The following is a 16,149-nucleotide window of genomic DNA, read 5'->3' on the forward strand; positions in this document are numbered from 1 at the left end:
AGTCGAGGTTAAGTAGATAAACCTAATGCAACCGGGTAATGTTGACAGAACTCGTCAACTTATACCGGATCTTGGTGAATAATCACCTCAGCATCATCAAACGCCTCTTTAATCATCAACCCCGCTTTATCTGCTATTTCATGAGCGTCATGCAAGGACAAGTCACCGGCTAATTCCATGTGCAATTGAATAAACGTGGTTTTACCCGCTTGACGTGTGCGCAAATCATGAACGCCTTGAACGCGAGGATCTTGCTTGGCTAACGCTTTAATCTTGTCGCGAGTGTCGTTGTCTAACTCACGATCCAGTAAGCTTTGAATTGAACGATAACCTAAACCAAGCGCTTGATTGCCAATAAATAATGCTATGAATACGGCAAACAGACCATCAGCCCACCACCAGCCATATTGTGCCAATACTAGCGCTAATAACACGGCAGCATTGAGTAGCAAATCAGATTTATAATGTAATGAATCGGCTTCAACCAATGAACTATTGGTTTTCACCAGAGCGTGTCGTTGCAGCAACACTAAGGCAAATGTCAGCACAATCGCAATGATAGACACCACAATCCCACTCACTGCATTGGTGACCGGAACCGGGTTAATTAACTTTTCACCGCCATACAATAATAACAATGACGCCGACCCCAAAATAAAGGCGGCCTGGGCTAATGACGCTAACGGCTCTGCTTTACCATGGCCATAACGATGGTCTTTGTCCGCGGGAACAATGGCGTAACGAATAGCAATAAAATTAACAATCGAAGCGAGTGCATCAGCAAATGAATCCGTTAATGACCCTAACATACTGGCCGATCCCGAGTGCAGCCAAGCGATTAACTTAATGACAATAAGGCACAGCGCAGTTGCCACTGACGCGCGGCTGGCTAATTTGACCCAAAAGTCATATTCAGAAGAGGTACTCATAAAGGAATTATCGGCTCTTTTTACGGATGATTTAACTGCGCTTACTATAGCAAGTTCATTGCTTAATTAGGATAAAGTTTACTAAAGTAACTGCTGGTCTTATGCAAAGTGTGACCATTAGCAAACTTGCATGAATGAAAAAAAGCCATTACCTAAAGGTAACGGCTTTTATCAGTTTAACCTGATATTGTATCAATTAACCATTAACGGCGAGGTTTGTGGCCTTTACCTAGGTTAAATTGATCTTGAAACGTTTGTTGCTGTTCAGGCGTTAATAATTGATAGATTTCGTTTTGCATTTTCAAATGCGTCAGCATCTTTTGTAAATGCTTTTGTTGCTGCATTTCAGCCATTTCAGTTGCTTTTGCTTCGTCAAAACCAGCGGTAGTGATTAACGCTAACATTTCTGTACGGTGCTCAGCGCGCTGCTCTTTAGTTGGGCGCTCAGGGCGGTTAGCTTTATACTTTTGCATAATCGCTTTGACATCCGTTTTCTGAGCGGCAGTCAAATCAAGCATATGCATCATTTTATGCATACCCCCTTTACGACCATGATGCATATCACCCTTTTGATACATAGACGCTGTCTTTACTTCTGTATCGGTAGTCGTGTCTGCCGCATATAACTGGCCAGCTAATAAAGCCGAACTTGCCACTAAGGCAACTAAACTCGTTTTGATGATTGATGATGTTTTCATTGTTAAGTTCCTCGGTATGAATGGGATTTATTTTCTGCCTTAGCAGATTTGATACTCAGTTTACCGAATGCAATGTCAATGAGGGTTATGCTTGGGTAAAATTGTGTAAAGAATATTTCCCTTAACACTTTAAACAGCCGATTTCATGATCCAGCTGGCATATTTGCATATTAATATCACCTTAATGCGAGCCAGTTAACGTTATTTTGACTTAGCACTTACAGCGATCATTTAAGGGCATAAAATCATATTATTAGCGATATTTGCGATATTAACGATATTAACGAGATTATTTATGAACAGATTGATTGGCCCATTACTTTTACTTTTTAGTGTCTTCTTACTGGCACCGAGTGCCAGTGCTTCCAACTCGGTTGACGCTGCAGATACCGCAGCAACCACGACTCAAATGCATAACGCAGACGACCCTCTGTGGGTTAGCCAACATGATCAACAAGTGTCGGTAAAGCTGCACTTTTTTTGGTCAAAAACCTGCCCGCACTGTCGAGAAGCGCACCCTTTTATTGACGCCCTAGGCGAACGTTTTGACTGGATTGAATTACACGACTACGCCATTAGCGAACCCGGTAATGTCGATAAACTCATGCAAATGGGCCAACAGACTGGTATTGAACCTAAATCGGTACCCTACTTTGCCATTTGTGGCGAGGCCGTAGTCGGCTATAACAACCATGATGTCACAGGGCGTTACATCCTAGAGCGTTTAGTCAACTGCTACCAACGTCATGGTGGTAAAGCTGATATTGGCGATAAGCTCGATGATTTTCTAGGTGCGACTCCAGTTGAAAATACGCCATTATTTGAAACCTGTGGTGACAACAGTGATGATCCTCAAGCCGAAGGTTCTTGTGGCATGTCATTTGACCAAGCCAGTGACATTACTCCAGTACCATCGGTTCAGCCTGTCAACATTCCACTAATTGGTGCAGTGCATCCTGAACAAATGTCATTGCCAGTACTGACCATAGTATTAGCGGGTGTCGACGCATTTAATCCCTGCGCCTTTTTCGTATTACTGTTTTTACTGAGCATTATGGTTAACGCCGGCAGCCGCAGACGTATGCTATTAGTGGGCGGTATTTTTGTATTTTTCTCAGGCTTTATCTATTTTATATTTATGAGTGCTTGGTTAAATTTATTCCAACTACTCGGCGGCGGTGATGGCGGCATCATTATCACTTGTGCAGGGGTATTGGCCTTGATCGCAGCGATAGTGAATATAAAAGATTACTTCTATGGCCGCGGCGACGTTAGCCTTTCAATGTCAGTCGAAAATCGTGGTTCACTGATAAAACGTATGGGTAAATTATCTAAAGCCAGTTCATTACCCACCATGATTTTAGGCTCAACCATTCTGGCTATTCTAGCCAATACCTATGAACTACTGTGCACCGCAGGCTTCCCGATGATTTACACCTCGGTGTTGTCATTATCAGATCTCGATACCATGCAACGTTACTTATACCTCATTGCTTATAATGTGGTTTATGTTATCCCACTTGCCGTAATTGTGATTGTGTTCTCAATGACGTTAGGTAAACGCAAACTGACCGAAAAAGAAGGCGAAGTACTTAAACTGATGTCAGGTATTATGATGTTAGGGTTAGGCAGCATGTTAGTCTTTAATCCTAACTCACTGCAAAATGCAGTCTTTTCGGTAGGCCTGATCCTTGGATCGATTGTACTCACCTTTATCATTGCCAGAATTAAACGCTACGTAGTGCAAAATAAAGCAGGGTAAATGTAAAACTGTGCAATGTTGATATGATTTAATATTGGCATGCGATAACCTTAATTGATCGAAAAATCTGTATGTTAGCGTTAGCATGCAGATTTTCTTTGTGCCAGAGGACAGTTATGAATCGCATTTTACTTATCGACGATGATATTGGTTTATCCGATCTACTCAGCCAATTACTTGAATTGGAAGGATTTGCCTTAACCCAAGCTTATGATGGTGAGCAAGGGTTATTGATGGCGCAACAGCAGGACTTCGATTTAATCCTCCTTGATGTCATGTTACCTAAGCTCAATGGCTTTGAAGTATTGCGCGCCTTAAGGCAACGCAAGCAAACCCCTGTGTTGATGCTAACCGCCCGCGGCGAAGAAATTGATCGGGTAGTCGGTCTAGAAATCGGTGCCGATGACTACTTGCCAAAACCGTTTAATGACCGCGAATTAGTGGCTCGAATTCGGGCCATCTTACGTCGAGCACAAACCACTCAACAAGATAACCAAGCCAATGAAATGATGCAGTTTGGTGATTTACGCCTCGACCCTTCCCGCCAAGAAACCTATTGCAACGAACAACTGATTATCCTGACGGGCACCGAGTTTTTACTGTTGTTTAATTTACTCGAAAAATCAGGCGAACTGGTCACCAAAGAGTCATTAAGTGAAAACGTATTAGGCAAAAAACTGATGCCATTTGATCGTAGTTTAGATATGCATTTGTCTAACTTACGCAAAAAACTACCAGAGCGCCAAGACGGCCGTCCACGGGTCAAAACCCTGCGCGGTAAAGGCTATATTTGGATACCATAATGCTGAAAAACAATCCATTTAACCGACTGTTTTTTAAATTATTGCTGGGCTTTTGGCTATGCAGTTCGTTGATTATTGCTCTGGTGTCATTATTGCCATTATTGCAGCAAAATCATGACCGCTCACCTTTGCCGCCTAGCCTTGAGCGGATGCTGGAAAACGTCGCCGAGCGGATACAAGAGCAACCTCAATTACTCGAAGGCAAAAACCTACAACGTCTGCGCCATAACCGCAATAAAGACGGTGGCGGTGACCGTAAGCATAATGGCGGCCCTTTGCGTTTATATTTAACCGATGGTGAAGGCCAAGTGTTAAACAGTAAACACGTCTCGCGTGGATTTAGACGCTTTCAACTGATGGCAGAAGAGGCAGATCAGCCGATAAGCCACCAATTTAGAGACGAGCTCATTTTTGGCCCCTATTCTTTTGAGGTCAACAGCAAACCCTATCAATTATTTGGCCGTTTACCCGATAACCATCCTCGGCCGTGGTTTTTCTTTTTTGCTGACAATAAATTACTCACGGCAGGCCTAGCCATTTTATTATCGGGCCTATTATGCGGTTTGCTGGCATGGTATTTAGGTAAACCATTGCGTTCGCTCAAGCACAGTGCCAATGCCCTCGCCAGAGGCGACTTGTCTAGCCGAGTTGATGCGGCTACCGCTAATCGGCGTGATGAAATGGGCCAATTGGCAATCGCTTTTAACGGTATGGCCGACGCCATTGAAGCCATGGTGAATAACCAACAAAGATTAATGGGCGATATTTCCCATGAACTGCGAACGCCACTGACGCGGCTGCAACTATCATTGGCACTTGCTCGTAAAAAAGGTCAGCACAGCACCGAACTGGATCGAATAGAATATGAAGCTCAACAACAAGATGCCTTAATTGGCGAGCTATTAACCTTATCTAGAGTTACCTTAAATGTTAGCGAAAAACGCCTGACAGCTGAACTCACAGAAACCTTAAGCCAAGTGCTCGATGACGCCGAATTTGAAGCCGAACAGCAAGGTAAACAATTACATATAGATATCGACGAGTCTATCCGCTTTAATCATTTGCCTAGAACCTTATCCCGCGCCATTGAGAACCTGCTGCGTAATGCCATTCGTTACGCTGATCAACATATTTATATTGAAAGTCAGCAAACAAAAAACCAAGTTCGTATTGTGGTCAGCGATGACGGTCCCGGCCTTGCAGAAGAAGAGCTCGAAGCGATATTTGCGCCATTTTATCGACCTGATAACGCACGTGATCGCGTATCTGGTGGATGGGGATTAGGATTAGCCATTACTCAAGCGGCAGTTGAGGCCCATAAAGGACGCATAGTTGCCAAAAATCAACCATCACATGGGCTAATCGTCACCATCGACTTACCCATTTAATGTAAACATTAATCGGTGACCTCACCTCGGGATAATAAACTTCGGCTTGGGATTAGGAGCGGCTTACTGATGAACAACTATGATTAATATCGTCACACGATTAACCATCGTATGAACCATAGTGTATGAAAGACAGCAATATATATTATCCTCGGTACAGTGACCCCTAGTACCGGTATCGTCAGTGCTTATGCCGCCAATAGATTAAATCGCCTTGCTGCAATACTCTGCCATCGACTTTTAGCAATATCATCCATTGTATCGTGACAAATTCAATCCACCGTTTACCAAGGCTAGAGTCATATTTACCCCAAAAAAGATACCTGCTAAAAGTCATATCAGCACGCTAACGCATGCTCATCACAGTAACCGAGTCAGTTTTGATAACGTCTCGCAGTCAAACCCTGCTTAATGTATAATTTGTCATTCTTTTTATACTTCGTACCGTAAGGTTGCTATGTTTCAGATTGCCCTTTATGAACCCGAAATCGCCCCAAATACTGGAAATATCATCCGTCTATGTGCCAATAATGGCTCACAGTTACATTTGATTGAGCCGATAGGTTTTGATCTCGAAGAAAAGAAACTACGTCGCGCTGGACTCGATTATTCCGACCTAACCAGTGTGACTCGCCATAAAAATTATGCCGCTTTTTTAGAGGCCATGGCAGGAAAACGTATTATCGCCTGCACCACTAAAGGCAGCCGTCCCCATACTCAAATTGCTTTTCAAGAGAATGATGTGTTGTTATTTGGCCCAGAAACTCGTGGACTGCCGATGGATATTATTGATGCGACGCCACTTGCGCAGCGGTTACGTATTCCAATGACAGCCAATAGCCGTAGTATAAATTTATCAAACTCAGTCGCCATTATTAGTTATGAAGCATGGCGTCAACTCGGTTTTGCAGGCGCAGAGTAATGAAAAAAACCCAGTCACCCGAAACCCAACACGATGCTTTGGCCATTGCCAAAGCAACCCAAAGACCCGCACAAACGAAAGAACAAACTAAGCTGATTGCCGCAGGCATTGAGAAAGGGATTACTGAATTTAAAAAGCAACATAAAGTCAAAGCCCGTGATCGTGACAAAGCACGTAAACAGCAACAAAAAACCAAAAGTACCACGCCCACCAATGATGAGCCCGATATGCCTTATATTGTGTCCCAGAGTCGATTCAATTCGCTAACGTGGTCGTTAATGGGCTTATTACTCTTGAGTTGGGCATTGTTTGCCGCTTACCTGTTTTACCGCTAAACCGCATTGGTGAAACGTTCACGCTATTCAGTCAGCTGAGTCTCCTCTGCTGACAGTTTAAGCAGGCTAATGGCTCTGACGACCTGATACTGCTCACTGTCGTCATCCAAATAATGAGCGCTTTGCTGCCACTGCCATCCTAGTATTGCCTGATCGGCACTAGTATCGGTATCGGTATCGGTATCGGTATCGTCAATAATGGGATCAAACTGCAACTGCACTAATGCTGGGCGTTGATTTATTTCACCTTTGCCTAAAAATGAGTAACGGCCCGCTTGCTCATAAAGCGTTAACTCCTGCGACACGTCATCGGTAACACCATTGGCATACACCAATAAAATATGACCGTTTTGTTGCCTAAACCACCAGGTTTCACTGTTTGTAAAACGACTGCCTCGGCTAACACTGATGAACAAATTGCGCCTATCTGCAGAGCACATCACCGAGGTAGTGACCTTCTTGGGGTAAACATTAGGATTGGCAGCACTGCCCTGCCACTCGCCAGCTAATTGGCTACAAAACGTATTCAATGTCACTTTATCTGCATAAGCTGAGGCTGAATGTGTCAGTAACAACATAGCCATTAACAGGAATATTGATCGACCTTTTTGGGTAAACAAACTTCTTACCATTCAAATGTCCTTTGTGATTAGATACATCTACTGCCCAACACCGGTAAGCCGTTACAATACCACATACCCTATAATATCACTGGCAATGAGCACGCTTTGGTGATGGTTAACCATAAAAAATGGCTCACCTTAGTGGGCCATGATATGACTAACCGACAAATACCTACTGGCCAAAACCGGTGGCGGTAATATCCACTGTAGTGACTTCACCGTATTGCGCCGCAACATCAGCAATTTGTTCTGCATTACCAATCAACACAAACTGTAAATTTTGCTGTGGGAAATATTGCTTAATCAAACGTTGGGTTTCAGCTAGGGTAAGTCCATCGACTTTAGCTTGAAATTGATTAATAAAATCATCATTAAAGCCATATAAATACATGTCAGACAATAAACCGGCTAATTGACCACTGGTCTCATATTTAGGCGGAAACTGGCCTTTGACATAGGCTTTAGCAGAATCTAACGTCACTTGGTCAATGCCCTTTTCCCACAAACGAGCATAGGTTTTTAAGGCTAAATCAATCGCTTCTTTAGTCGTCGACGACTTGGTAAACGTACTGATTTGGAATAATCCAGATTGCGCATACGGGCTAAACCCGGAACGAGCACCGTAAGTTAAGCCTGCATTGACGCGTAGTTCATCATTTAACCATGAGGTAAAACGACCACCTAAGATGGTGTTAACGACGGTCAAACCAACATAATCTGGGTTGTCATAACGAATTCCCACGCCACCAATTAAAAAGGTGGTTTCAATTGCATCAGGCTTGTCGACTAACAACACCTGCGGCTTGGTGAGCGTCGGTAAGGCTTGGCTTAAATCTGGCTGAAGCACGGTTTCGGTTGCCTGCCAATCACCAAAGGCCTTATTAAGCTTGGCGGTCATATCGGCAACATTAAAATCACCCACCACGTTAATGGTCATATTGCTTGGTTGATAATAACCTTTATAAAAAGCGCGTAGCTCCTCAATAGACAGGCTCGCGATGGTGTCACTATTACCCGATACTGGGTTGGCATAAGGATGCTCACCAAAGACTAACTGATTAAAGTAGCGTCCAATCACAGCTCGCGGACTTTCTTTTTGCTGTGATAAGCCAACGATTTCGCGCTGTTTTAGCTTATCAAATTCAGTGGCATCAAAGTCAGGTTGACGTAATACATGGCTAAAAATATTGAGCACAGTATCCACATCTTTGTTCATCATATTGGCACGAATATAACTGCCTTCTAAATCGGCACTGGTATTAATGCTGGCACCGATAAAGTCTAATTGCTGCTCGATGTCCGCCTTAGATTGACCCGCGGCACCTAACATTAAACTTTGTGAGGTGATGTAAGCCATACCAGAGGTCAAATCATTGACCGCGCCCACTCTAACCACGGCATCAATGGTCACTAATGGCACTTCTTTTTGCACCATCAACTTAACCTTTAAGCCATTGTCTAACGTGACGGATTGGTAGCTTGGCAGCACAAAGCTAGCGGTGACAGGGTTGGCGGTATCGGCAGTAGTTTTCTGAGTGGTCGCACAACCACTTATCCCTATGCTACAAGCCAATGCGATAGCCGATAACGATAGCTTAATGCGTGTGTGAGTAACGGTTTTCATTGGTCTGACTCCTCAGTAGCCGCGAGCACACCGACAGTTCGATTCGCTTTAATTAGATAGGTTTGCGCCACACGCTGAATATCAGCAGGGGTGACTTGGTTATACGCTTCTGGGGCGTTAAACAGTTTGGTATAGTCGCCAAAATACAGCTCGTATGTGCCTAATGTATTGGCTTTACCGTTAATGGTTTCCATAGCGTGGTAAAAATCCATTAGTTTGATATTTTTTACTTTTTCAAGCTCTTGCTGAGTCACACCTTGGGTGGCAATAAGATTAATTTGCTCAATTAAGGCTTGCTCTAAGGTCTCAGCGCTCACACCAGCATTGGCCACACCCAAAATGTAAAATAGATTCGGGTCGAACGACATCGGCATGTAGGTGTCGGCCGATAACGCTAATTGCTTGTCGACCAACGCCTGATAAAAACGCGAGCTATTACCTTCGCTTAACATCGACGCTAATAAATCAAGCGCGTAATAATCAGCATGGCGAGTGGCAGGTACATGGTAAGCCAACATAATGTTTGGCGTACTCACAGACTCTTTTTTGACAAATACTCGGCGCTCACCATTTTGTGGCGGCTCAACCGTGCGCACAGCTTTTGGCGCTGCTTGGGCTGGAATTGGCGCGAAATACTGATTAGCCAGTGCTTTTACTTGGGCTAACTTCACATCACCGCTAATCACTACTAGCGCATTGTTAGGCGCATAGTAAGTTTTATGATATTGCTGTAAGTCTGCTAATGTCCAAGCAGCAATATCGGACTCATAACCAATCACAGACCAACTATAAGGGTGGGCTGCAAAGGCAACACTTTTAAGTGCTTCTTGAATAGTGCGCCAGTTAGAGTTTTCAAGCCCGGTAGTCCGCTCTGACTGCACCACGCCACGTTCACTTTCAACCATTTCAGGGTTGATGTCTAAATTGGCGATCCGGTCCGCTTCTAAATCAAAAATAGTTTCTAAGCCATTTGCAGGAAACCAGTTGGTATACACTGTCATGTCTTCAGTGGTATAGGCATTATTAGCGCCACCAGCGGCTTCCATGGTGCGATCAAACATTTTCGGACCAAACTTTTTAGAACCATTAAACATCATATGTTCAAAAAAGTGCGAAATACCGGTAATGCCAGGCACTTCATTGCGCGAACCGACTTTCCAAAAAATGTACATGTTGGCATTTGGGATAGAGCTATCCTCAAGTACCATAATTTTCATGCCATTATCTAAAGTAAAACTATTAATATCTTCAGCTTGTGTCGCTGACACCGAAGGCGCACTTAGAACGCCTAACGTCATCAACAACGCCATTATCTTGCGGATCATATCTCGCTCCTTTGAGCACTTGTCCAATAATTAATCTACATTGTGTTTTTTTATGCCGCGCTTAATACCGTTAACGCTACTTGCGCCATGATTTATACGCCAAGTTTAAGGCCACTTTCATCAACGTAAAACCCGCTGAATAGTTGCAGCCAACTTGGCTTATATTCAGCTTCGCTGGTGTTAACGCTAATAAGGCCCCTTAAAAGCAATGGTTCAAGGGAGTACAGAGGAATGCTGATTCCATGTTTAAACCAATTAGTGCAACAAAACTACCCTGTAATGACCCTTTTGTTAACTTTTTTAGCCATTTGCTAACAAGTCAATTGTATCTATTTATTAACGCCTGCCGGTCATGATTAAGCTGGTGATGCCGCAAACCCAGATTTATGTGGGCGAGACTGGCGAGGACTTTATTGAGTTGACCACTATTCATCCAACACGTCATGCCCCTCATGCAACACTTCATGCAACACTTAACGTAACACTTAACGTAATACGGGCACGTGAAAAAACACCACGTCACTGCCGATAACTTCAAGCTGCCAGCCTTGTTGTAATGCTAGCCACTCGAAGGTTTCAATCGCGTAGAAATTGATGTGGGTCGGGTCGATTTTATAGTGCCAGTTAATGAATCCTTCAAGGTTCGATACCCGTTTGGTCATAATGGCCAATATGCCACCGGGTAACAGTAATTGGCTTAATAGCTCGATGAGTTGTTTGGCATTGGCAATATGTTCAATCACTTCGGTTAAACACACAAAATCATATTGCTGGCTTAACACCTGAGTATCTGGGTGATAAAACAGATCATAGTTAGCCACGCTGATCCCTTGCTTTGCCGCCATTTGGCTTAGCACAGCACCTTCGCCGCAGCCAAAATCTAATCCGCTTGCATTGGGAGCAAGCCGGGTTAACAACGGGGTTAAGGTGCGTGATAAAAAATGCTGATAGCCCGCATCGGCAAAGTCGTTATGGTGACAATCATAATGGGCTTTTTCGGCGGTTTCATCCCAATAAAATGCTGCCGGAACTGACACCAGCAAACACTGTGAGCAACGAACATAGGGGCGATATTTATCTTGATGAAACGCAATAGTTTGATGGTGACACAAAGGACAACACGACAAAATGAACTCCGACACAGGCGAGGTGAAAAGTAATAATAAACACTGAGTCTATTCTGATAGAACCGGTTCTGCTGTTGTGGTGGCCTTGGGGATTTTACGTGTTTGCTTAGCAGCGTCTTGCGCCTGCTGTAAATACTTTTGCTGACGGGTTAAACGCTCATCAGATTGAGCACGGGCTTTTTCGAGCTGCTGCGCTTCCCAATCATTAGACTGCGCCTTAGCTAACACTTTTTGTTCACGTTCCGAGGTTGCCTTGGCTGCTTCACGCGCTTTTTGCAATTGGGTTTGCTCAAGTTCAATCGACTCTTGCCGCGCTTGCTCGCCTTTTTCAGCTAAGGTCATTTTTTTATGGGGTTTGTCAGCAGCAGAAGCACCAGAAACGACAAACGTCAACGAGCTTGCTGCAACCACTAAAACAAATAAGCCTATCAGCCCGATTTTCATGTTATCTATCCTTTGATTTTATCGCTGTTATAACGCGCACGAACCTGAGCAGGCATAGCGGTTAACTTATGTTGCACCATTGTGTTAAACACTGCAAATATTGGCGCGATATCAGTCGCAGGATTTAACGCAACCAGAGTATGAGCAACCGCTTCGAGGGTTGACAGGCTGTCGCTGCGTTTCGCTTTACGAATAACATATTGCGACTCATCTACACACTCAAGATGCAGCGACGGATAATCAACTAACCACGGATTCAACTGCAACATGCGGTACGCCTTGCGCCAAGTACCGTCGATTACAATAATAATCACGGCTTCGCTCGCTCCGGCCTTGGCGACAGTTTGGCTGTGCTCATTGGGGTAAACCACGTACACAGGTTTCGTTTGCGTGGCTAAATAGTGTTGCAACTCAATAAAGTCCTCGGCAGTCTCGCCCACATAAATCTGGGTTTGCGGCAGCACCAGCTTCAATAACCTCACGCTGTTTTTAGCATGCCCCACTTCAGACGGGTGTTGCATCACCACTACCTCGGTTTGGGAACACACCGGTTTGAGCGCATGGCAAACACACGCTGACTGCGGGTATTGGCAATTAATACAATAACTTCTGCTCATTTTTTGTCTTATTATTGTTGCAAATATGTAATATTGAGTTCAATATGCTTGGCTTTACATCATAACATCTCAAGGAAGAACCCCTATTATGACAGGAATTATCACAAGAACCATGGCAACAACAATGACAAAGATGTCGATTGCCTTAATGCTCGCACTTTCTACAAGTTCCGTTTATGCCGCACAAGATAATGCCTATCACCACGAAGCAGAACTCAGCTTTTTAGATTCTGACGATGGCGGCGATGGCCTATTTAATGCTAACTATCGTTACTACTTTAAAGCGGTTGAACAAGCTGATAAGCCATACGCACTAAGTGGATTCTTTCATCAAGGCTCAACTGTTGCTGCTAGTTACTCTACGTCCAGTTTCGATGATATATATCAACTTTCAGGCCAGTATGTTTTTGGCTCAAACTGGTTTATCGGTGCAGAAGTCCGCCAAGTCAATTTTGAGGAAGATAATTACTCTAGTAGTCCAGATAGCTCTACCATTTATTCAGCAAACTTAGGTTATTTTTTCACGGACCATTCGGCATTAACCCTGAATTACAGCAGAATTTCTGAGTCTGAATCAAACACCTTTACATCAACAAACTATAATTCTGAGCGTTATGATAGTAATGACGTTGATGTTTTCGGCCTAACCTATGAACACTTTATTCCATTGCAATCAACTGCAGGAGTTATGCTCACAGGTGCATTTACCTATAGTGATCAGCAAAATACGAGTAATGCTTCCAGCACCTCGGTCGATGATTTAGGTCAAGTAACAAACACAGATTCTAAAATGTACTTTGGGCACAACAACTATAACGTTGCCATCAATGCCGATTGGTATATCAATAATGCATGGTCTGTAGGGGCTGCGGCTGAACAGAGTTATACCGAAACTGATTATGACATCAGCGGTACTACTTACGACAACCAGGGTAATAATGACCGAACAGACACTTTGACAGGCATAAACACCCGCTACGTCTGGCGTTTTGCCGATGTATTTTCGGCTAAGTTTTCACTTGATCACTCATATTACAATGGCGAATATGATAACGACTCACAAACCAGCTTTAGTATAGGCATTAACGCCCGCTTCTAAGTCTCATCATATTGAGGTAAAAAAAACCCGCGGAATGTGGTTAGCATTCTGCGGGTTAAAGGTGATATTACTCAAACTAATTACTCATGTTGTAACTGTTCTTGATGCAGATGGCTTAAGTTTTTCATTGCCATAATGATCAGTAATACTGCACTAAAGCCTGCCATAACCAGCGCAATGGCATAAGGTGCTGGTATATCTGTTAGTTGCACCAACGCGGTCAGTAATGACGCACCGCTCATTTGAATACACCCCAGCATAGCGGCTGCTGTGCCTGCTCGTTCACCGAAAGCCGACAACGCCATACTGGTTGCAGGGCCAAGTAAAATAGCAAAACCAATACACAAGATCATCATTGGGGCCATAAAGGCTATCGCGGCTGCTAACCCTTCTTGTGGGCCGAATAAGTACATCCCCGCTTCGAGAAAGGCAGCAACTAACATCAGCGACAATGCCAGCAATACGCCCGGACGATTACCAATGCGCTTTACCAACACCGGAGCAGCAAAACAGGCGGCAATATTGACCGCAGCATTGAGTCCAAATAAACCACTGAAGGTAAGTTCAGATATACCTAAATGACCAATTATCCACACGGGTGAGTACGACACGTAACACAAAATAGACGCCATCGCGATCATGCAGCAACTGGCATAAAACATAAAATGAGGATCGCCAATAACAGGCTTGTAACGGCTCCAACGGTATAAAGGACCTGTGCTGTCGGTATTTAATGGACGCGTTTCCGGAAAACGAAATCCCACTAAAAACAGTACGAAAATGGCATACAAAGCCATAAAAATGAAGGTAGAACGCCAGCCAAACTGTAAGGCCAATAGTCCACCAAATGTGGGGGCCAGTGCAGGAACCACACAAATGGCCCCATTGAGGTAACTGTACATTGACACACTTTGTTTGCGGTCATAGCAATCACGTACCGCACTAAATACCACAATAGAGGTTGAACATGCTGCCAAGCCTTGGAAAACACGCGCAATCTGCAACACTTCAAACTCAACCGCGTAAGCACCTAATAAACTGCTAATGCCATAAAGTACAATACCAAATAACGCGACAGGTTTACGGCCAAAACGATCCGCTAATGGGCCAATTAAAATTTGTCCTACGCCCATAGCAAATAAAAATAACACTAAGGTGGACTGTACTTCACTGTTAGATACGCCGTAATCCAACGCCATTGCAGGCATAGATGGAAGATAAATATCAATCGCTAATGGGCTTAGTAGCACCATAAACATTAATAGTGGCAATAGGTTACGACGCATATTTTCTATCTCTCAAAATTTTAATGCACAAAGGTCACCCTTAATAGGGCGCTATAGTAAGTCAAATGGAGGTATGAACGGAAATGATATAAAATCCAAAGTGAATTTCCATTTGAGAATATCACATGAACTTAGACAACCTCGCTCGAGTCGATCTTAATCTATTAGTCATTCTGCAAGTCTTACTTGAGGAGCAAAGTGTCACCCGGGCAGCCCATCGCTTGCATGTCAGTCAATCGGCTGTTAGTAAAAGCTTAAATCGTTTGCGGGAAACATTAGGCGATCCACTTTTTCAACGTACAGCACACGGCTTAAAACCAACCGCACATGCTGATGCATTAAAGCAACAACTACCATTAGTGTTGCAAAACTTGTATCAACTCACGCAACCGCCAACCTTTCATCCGGCGACCAGTAACCGTCAATTTTCATTCTCGATGGTCGAAAGTGCTTATGAAACCTTAATTCCATATTTTATCGGACCATTATTACAACAGGCACCGTTAATAAAATTGGATTCTTATGTTTGGACTGAAAAATCAATGCAAGATTTACAACAAGGACAAATCGATTTTGGGCTTGCAGGCAGAGACATTCAACCTCATACCGATGTCAATTTTGAACATGTGCCTGAAGGTATTGAATCACAAACTCTATTTAACGATCATCAAGTTTGCTTGGTGCGTAAAGATCACCCTATTTTACAGACTGTCACTGCTGGACACTGGGATCAAGATCACTACCTCAATATGTCTCATGTGCAAGTAAGATGTGAAGGTAACGACTGGTGGGCCTTGGATTACCACTTAGCCAATTTAGGCTTACATCGTAACTTATCAACCACAGTGCCAGACTTTTACGGTGCAGTAAGTGTATGCGTAAACACCGATTTAATTTTCACCTTACCGTCTAGTTTTGCCTATCACGCCCAGAAACTGTACTCACTCGTTTCTATTCCCTTGCCGTTTGAATTTATGCCTATGGCCTATGTGTTTTTATGGCACGAACGAAATAATCAAGAGCCGGGACATCAATGGTTTCGCAATATTATTTTCAGCAGTGTCGAGAAAGCCATTACTCATAATCATATTAGTAAAACTAATCGCTGACATTTCAGCCTTAATTTAACTTTTAAGTCACGAGGCACTAGAATAAAACGAATAAGTA

At 43.6% G+C, this 16,149-nt stretch carries 16 protein-coding genes; 7 read left to right on the forward strand and 9 right to left on the reverse strand.

The genetic code is table 11. The annotated features are described in order from the left end of the window. Positions 1 to 59 precede the first annotated feature (59 nt). Both fieF and AAEZ02_RS01355 read right to left on the reverse strand, forming a co-directional pair. A complete protein-coding gene (gene fieF / locus AAEZ02_RS01350) occupies positions 60 to 929 on the reverse strand; it encodes a cation efflux pump FieF (protein WP_124013173.1) in 870 nt (289 codons plus the stop codon). Between the two features lie 203 nt (positions 930 to 1,132). Continuing rightward, positions 1,133 to 1,627, reverse strand: coding sequence for a Spy/CpxP family protein refolding chaperone (locus tag AAEZ02_RS01355; protein WP_101033112.1), 495 nt, complete (start codon positions 1,625 to 1,627; stop codon positions 1,133 to 1,135). Positions 1,628 to 1,922: 295 nt separating this feature from the next. On the opposite strand from AAEZ02_RS01355, the gene AAEZ02_RS01360 reads away from it, so the two are divergent. From AAEZ02_RS01360 to AAEZ02_RS01380, 5 genes are all read left to right on the forward strand, one after another. Further along, the gene (locus AAEZ02_RS01360) at positions 1,923 to 3,389 is read left to right on the forward strand and encodes a cytochrome C biosynthesis protein (RefSeq protein ID WP_101033113.1); all 1,467 of its coding nucleotides are present in this window, start codon (positions 1,923 to 1,925) and stop codon (positions 3,387 to 3,389) included. A gap of 116 nt (positions 3,390 to 3,505) precedes the next feature. Beyond that, positions 3,506 to 4,192, forward strand: coding sequence for a response regulator (locus AAEZ02_RS01365; RefSeq protein WP_101033114.1), 687 nt, complete (start codon positions 3,506 to 3,508; stop codon positions 4,190 to 4,192). Continuing rightward, positions 4,192 to 5,580, forward strand: coding sequence for an ATP-binding protein (locus tag AAEZ02_RS01370; RefSeq protein ID WP_351121660.1), 1,389 nt, complete (start codon positions 4,192 to 4,194; stop codon positions 5,578 to 5,580). Before AAEZ02_RS01365 ends, AAEZ02_RS01370 begins: the two co-directional genes overlap by 1 nt. Before the next feature lie 457 nt (positions 5,581 to 6,037). Next, on the forward strand, positions 6,038 to 6,502 hold the full coding sequence (gene trmL, locus AAEZ02_RS01375; RefSeq protein ID WP_351121663.1) for a tRNA (uridine(34)/cytosine(34)/5-carboxymethylaminomethyluridine(34)-2'-O)-methyltransferase TrmL: 465 nt from the start codon (positions 6,038 to 6,040) through the stop codon (positions 6,500 to 6,502). Continuing rightward, entirely contained in the window at positions 6,502 to 6,837 is a 336-nt protein-coding gene (locus AAEZ02_RS01380) for a DUF2956 domain-containing protein (RefSeq protein ID WP_351088035.1), read from the forward strand. The genes trmL and AAEZ02_RS01380 overlap by 1 nt, the downstream gene beginning before the upstream one ends. A 23-nt stretch (positions 6,838 to 6,860) precedes the next feature. Here the strand turns inward: AAEZ02_RS01380 and AAEZ02_RS01385 are convergent, their stop codons facing one another. The 6 genes from AAEZ02_RS01385 to AAEZ02_RS01410 all read right to left on the reverse strand — a co-directional run bounded on the left by AAEZ02_RS01385 (position 6,861) and on the right by AAEZ02_RS01410 (position 12,597). Next, positions 6,861 to 7,469, reverse strand: coding sequence for a hypothetical protein (locus AAEZ02_RS01385; protein WP_351121666.1), 609 nt, complete (start codon positions 7,467 to 7,469; stop codon positions 6,861 to 6,863). Positions 7,470 to 7,632: 163 nt separating this feature from the next. Further along, positions 7,633 to 9,084, reverse strand: coding sequence for a M16 family metallopeptidase (locus AAEZ02_RS01390; protein WP_351121669.1), 1,452 nt, complete (start codon positions 9,082 to 9,084; stop codon positions 7,633 to 7,635). After that, entirely contained in the window at positions 9,081 to 10,409 is a 1,329-nt protein-coding gene (locus tag AAEZ02_RS01395) for a M16 family metallopeptidase (protein ID WP_101033120.1), read from the reverse strand. The genes AAEZ02_RS01390 and AAEZ02_RS01395 overlap by 4 nt, the downstream gene beginning before the upstream one ends. 485 nt (positions 10,410 to 10,894) lie before the next feature. After that, positions 10,895 to 11,536 carry a class I SAM-dependent methyltransferase gene (locus tag AAEZ02_RS01400; protein WP_101033121.1) on the reverse strand — a complete coding sequence of 214 codons (642 nt, stop codon included), beginning with the start codon at positions 11,534 to 11,536 and terminating at the stop codon, positions 10,895 to 10,897. 48 nt (positions 11,537 to 11,584) lie between these two features. Next, a complete protein-coding gene (locus tag AAEZ02_RS01405; RefSeq protein WP_335686706.1) occupies positions 11,585 to 11,980 on the reverse strand; it encodes a hypothetical protein in 396 nt (131 codons plus the stop codon). 5 nt (positions 11,981 to 11,985) lie between these two features. After that, positions 11,986 to 12,597, reverse strand: a complete 612-nt coding sequence (locus AAEZ02_RS01410; RefSeq protein WP_351121673.1) for a tRNA-uridine aminocarboxypropyltransferase — start codon at positions 12,595 to 12,597, stop codon at positions 11,986 to 11,988. 88 nt (positions 12,598 to 12,685) lie between these two features. Here AAEZ02_RS01410 and AAEZ02_RS01415 point away from each other — a divergent pair, with 88 nt between their 5' ends. After that, positions 12,686 to 13,696, forward strand: coding sequence for a TonB-dependent receptor (locus AAEZ02_RS01415; RefSeq protein WP_351121676.1), 1,011 nt, complete (start codon positions 12,686 to 12,688; stop codon positions 13,694 to 13,696). A gap of 80 nt (positions 13,697 to 13,776) precedes the next feature. On the opposite strand, the gene AAEZ02_RS01420 is transcribed toward AAEZ02_RS01415, so the two are convergent. Next, positions 13,777 to 14,982, reverse strand: a complete 1,206-nt coding sequence (locus AAEZ02_RS01420) for a multidrug effflux MFS transporter (protein WP_101033125.1) — start codon at positions 14,980 to 14,982, stop codon at positions 13,777 to 13,779. A gap of 125 nt (positions 14,983 to 15,107) precedes the next feature. Here AAEZ02_RS01420 and AAEZ02_RS01425 point away from each other — a divergent pair, with 125 nt between their 5' ends. Then, on the forward strand, positions 15,108 to 16,091 hold the full coding sequence (locus AAEZ02_RS01425; protein WP_351121680.1) for a LysR family transcriptional regulator: 984 nt from the start codon (positions 15,108 to 15,110) through the stop codon (positions 16,089 to 16,091). Positions 16,092 to 16,149: the final 58 nt, after the last annotated feature.

This window comes from Shewanella sp. T24-MNA-CIBAN-0130, assembly GCF_040310185.1.
In the GTDB taxonomy this organism is placed as follows: domain Bacteria; phylum Pseudomonadota; class Gammaproteobacteria; order Enterobacterales; family Shewanellaceae; genus Shewanella; species Shewanella psychromarinicola.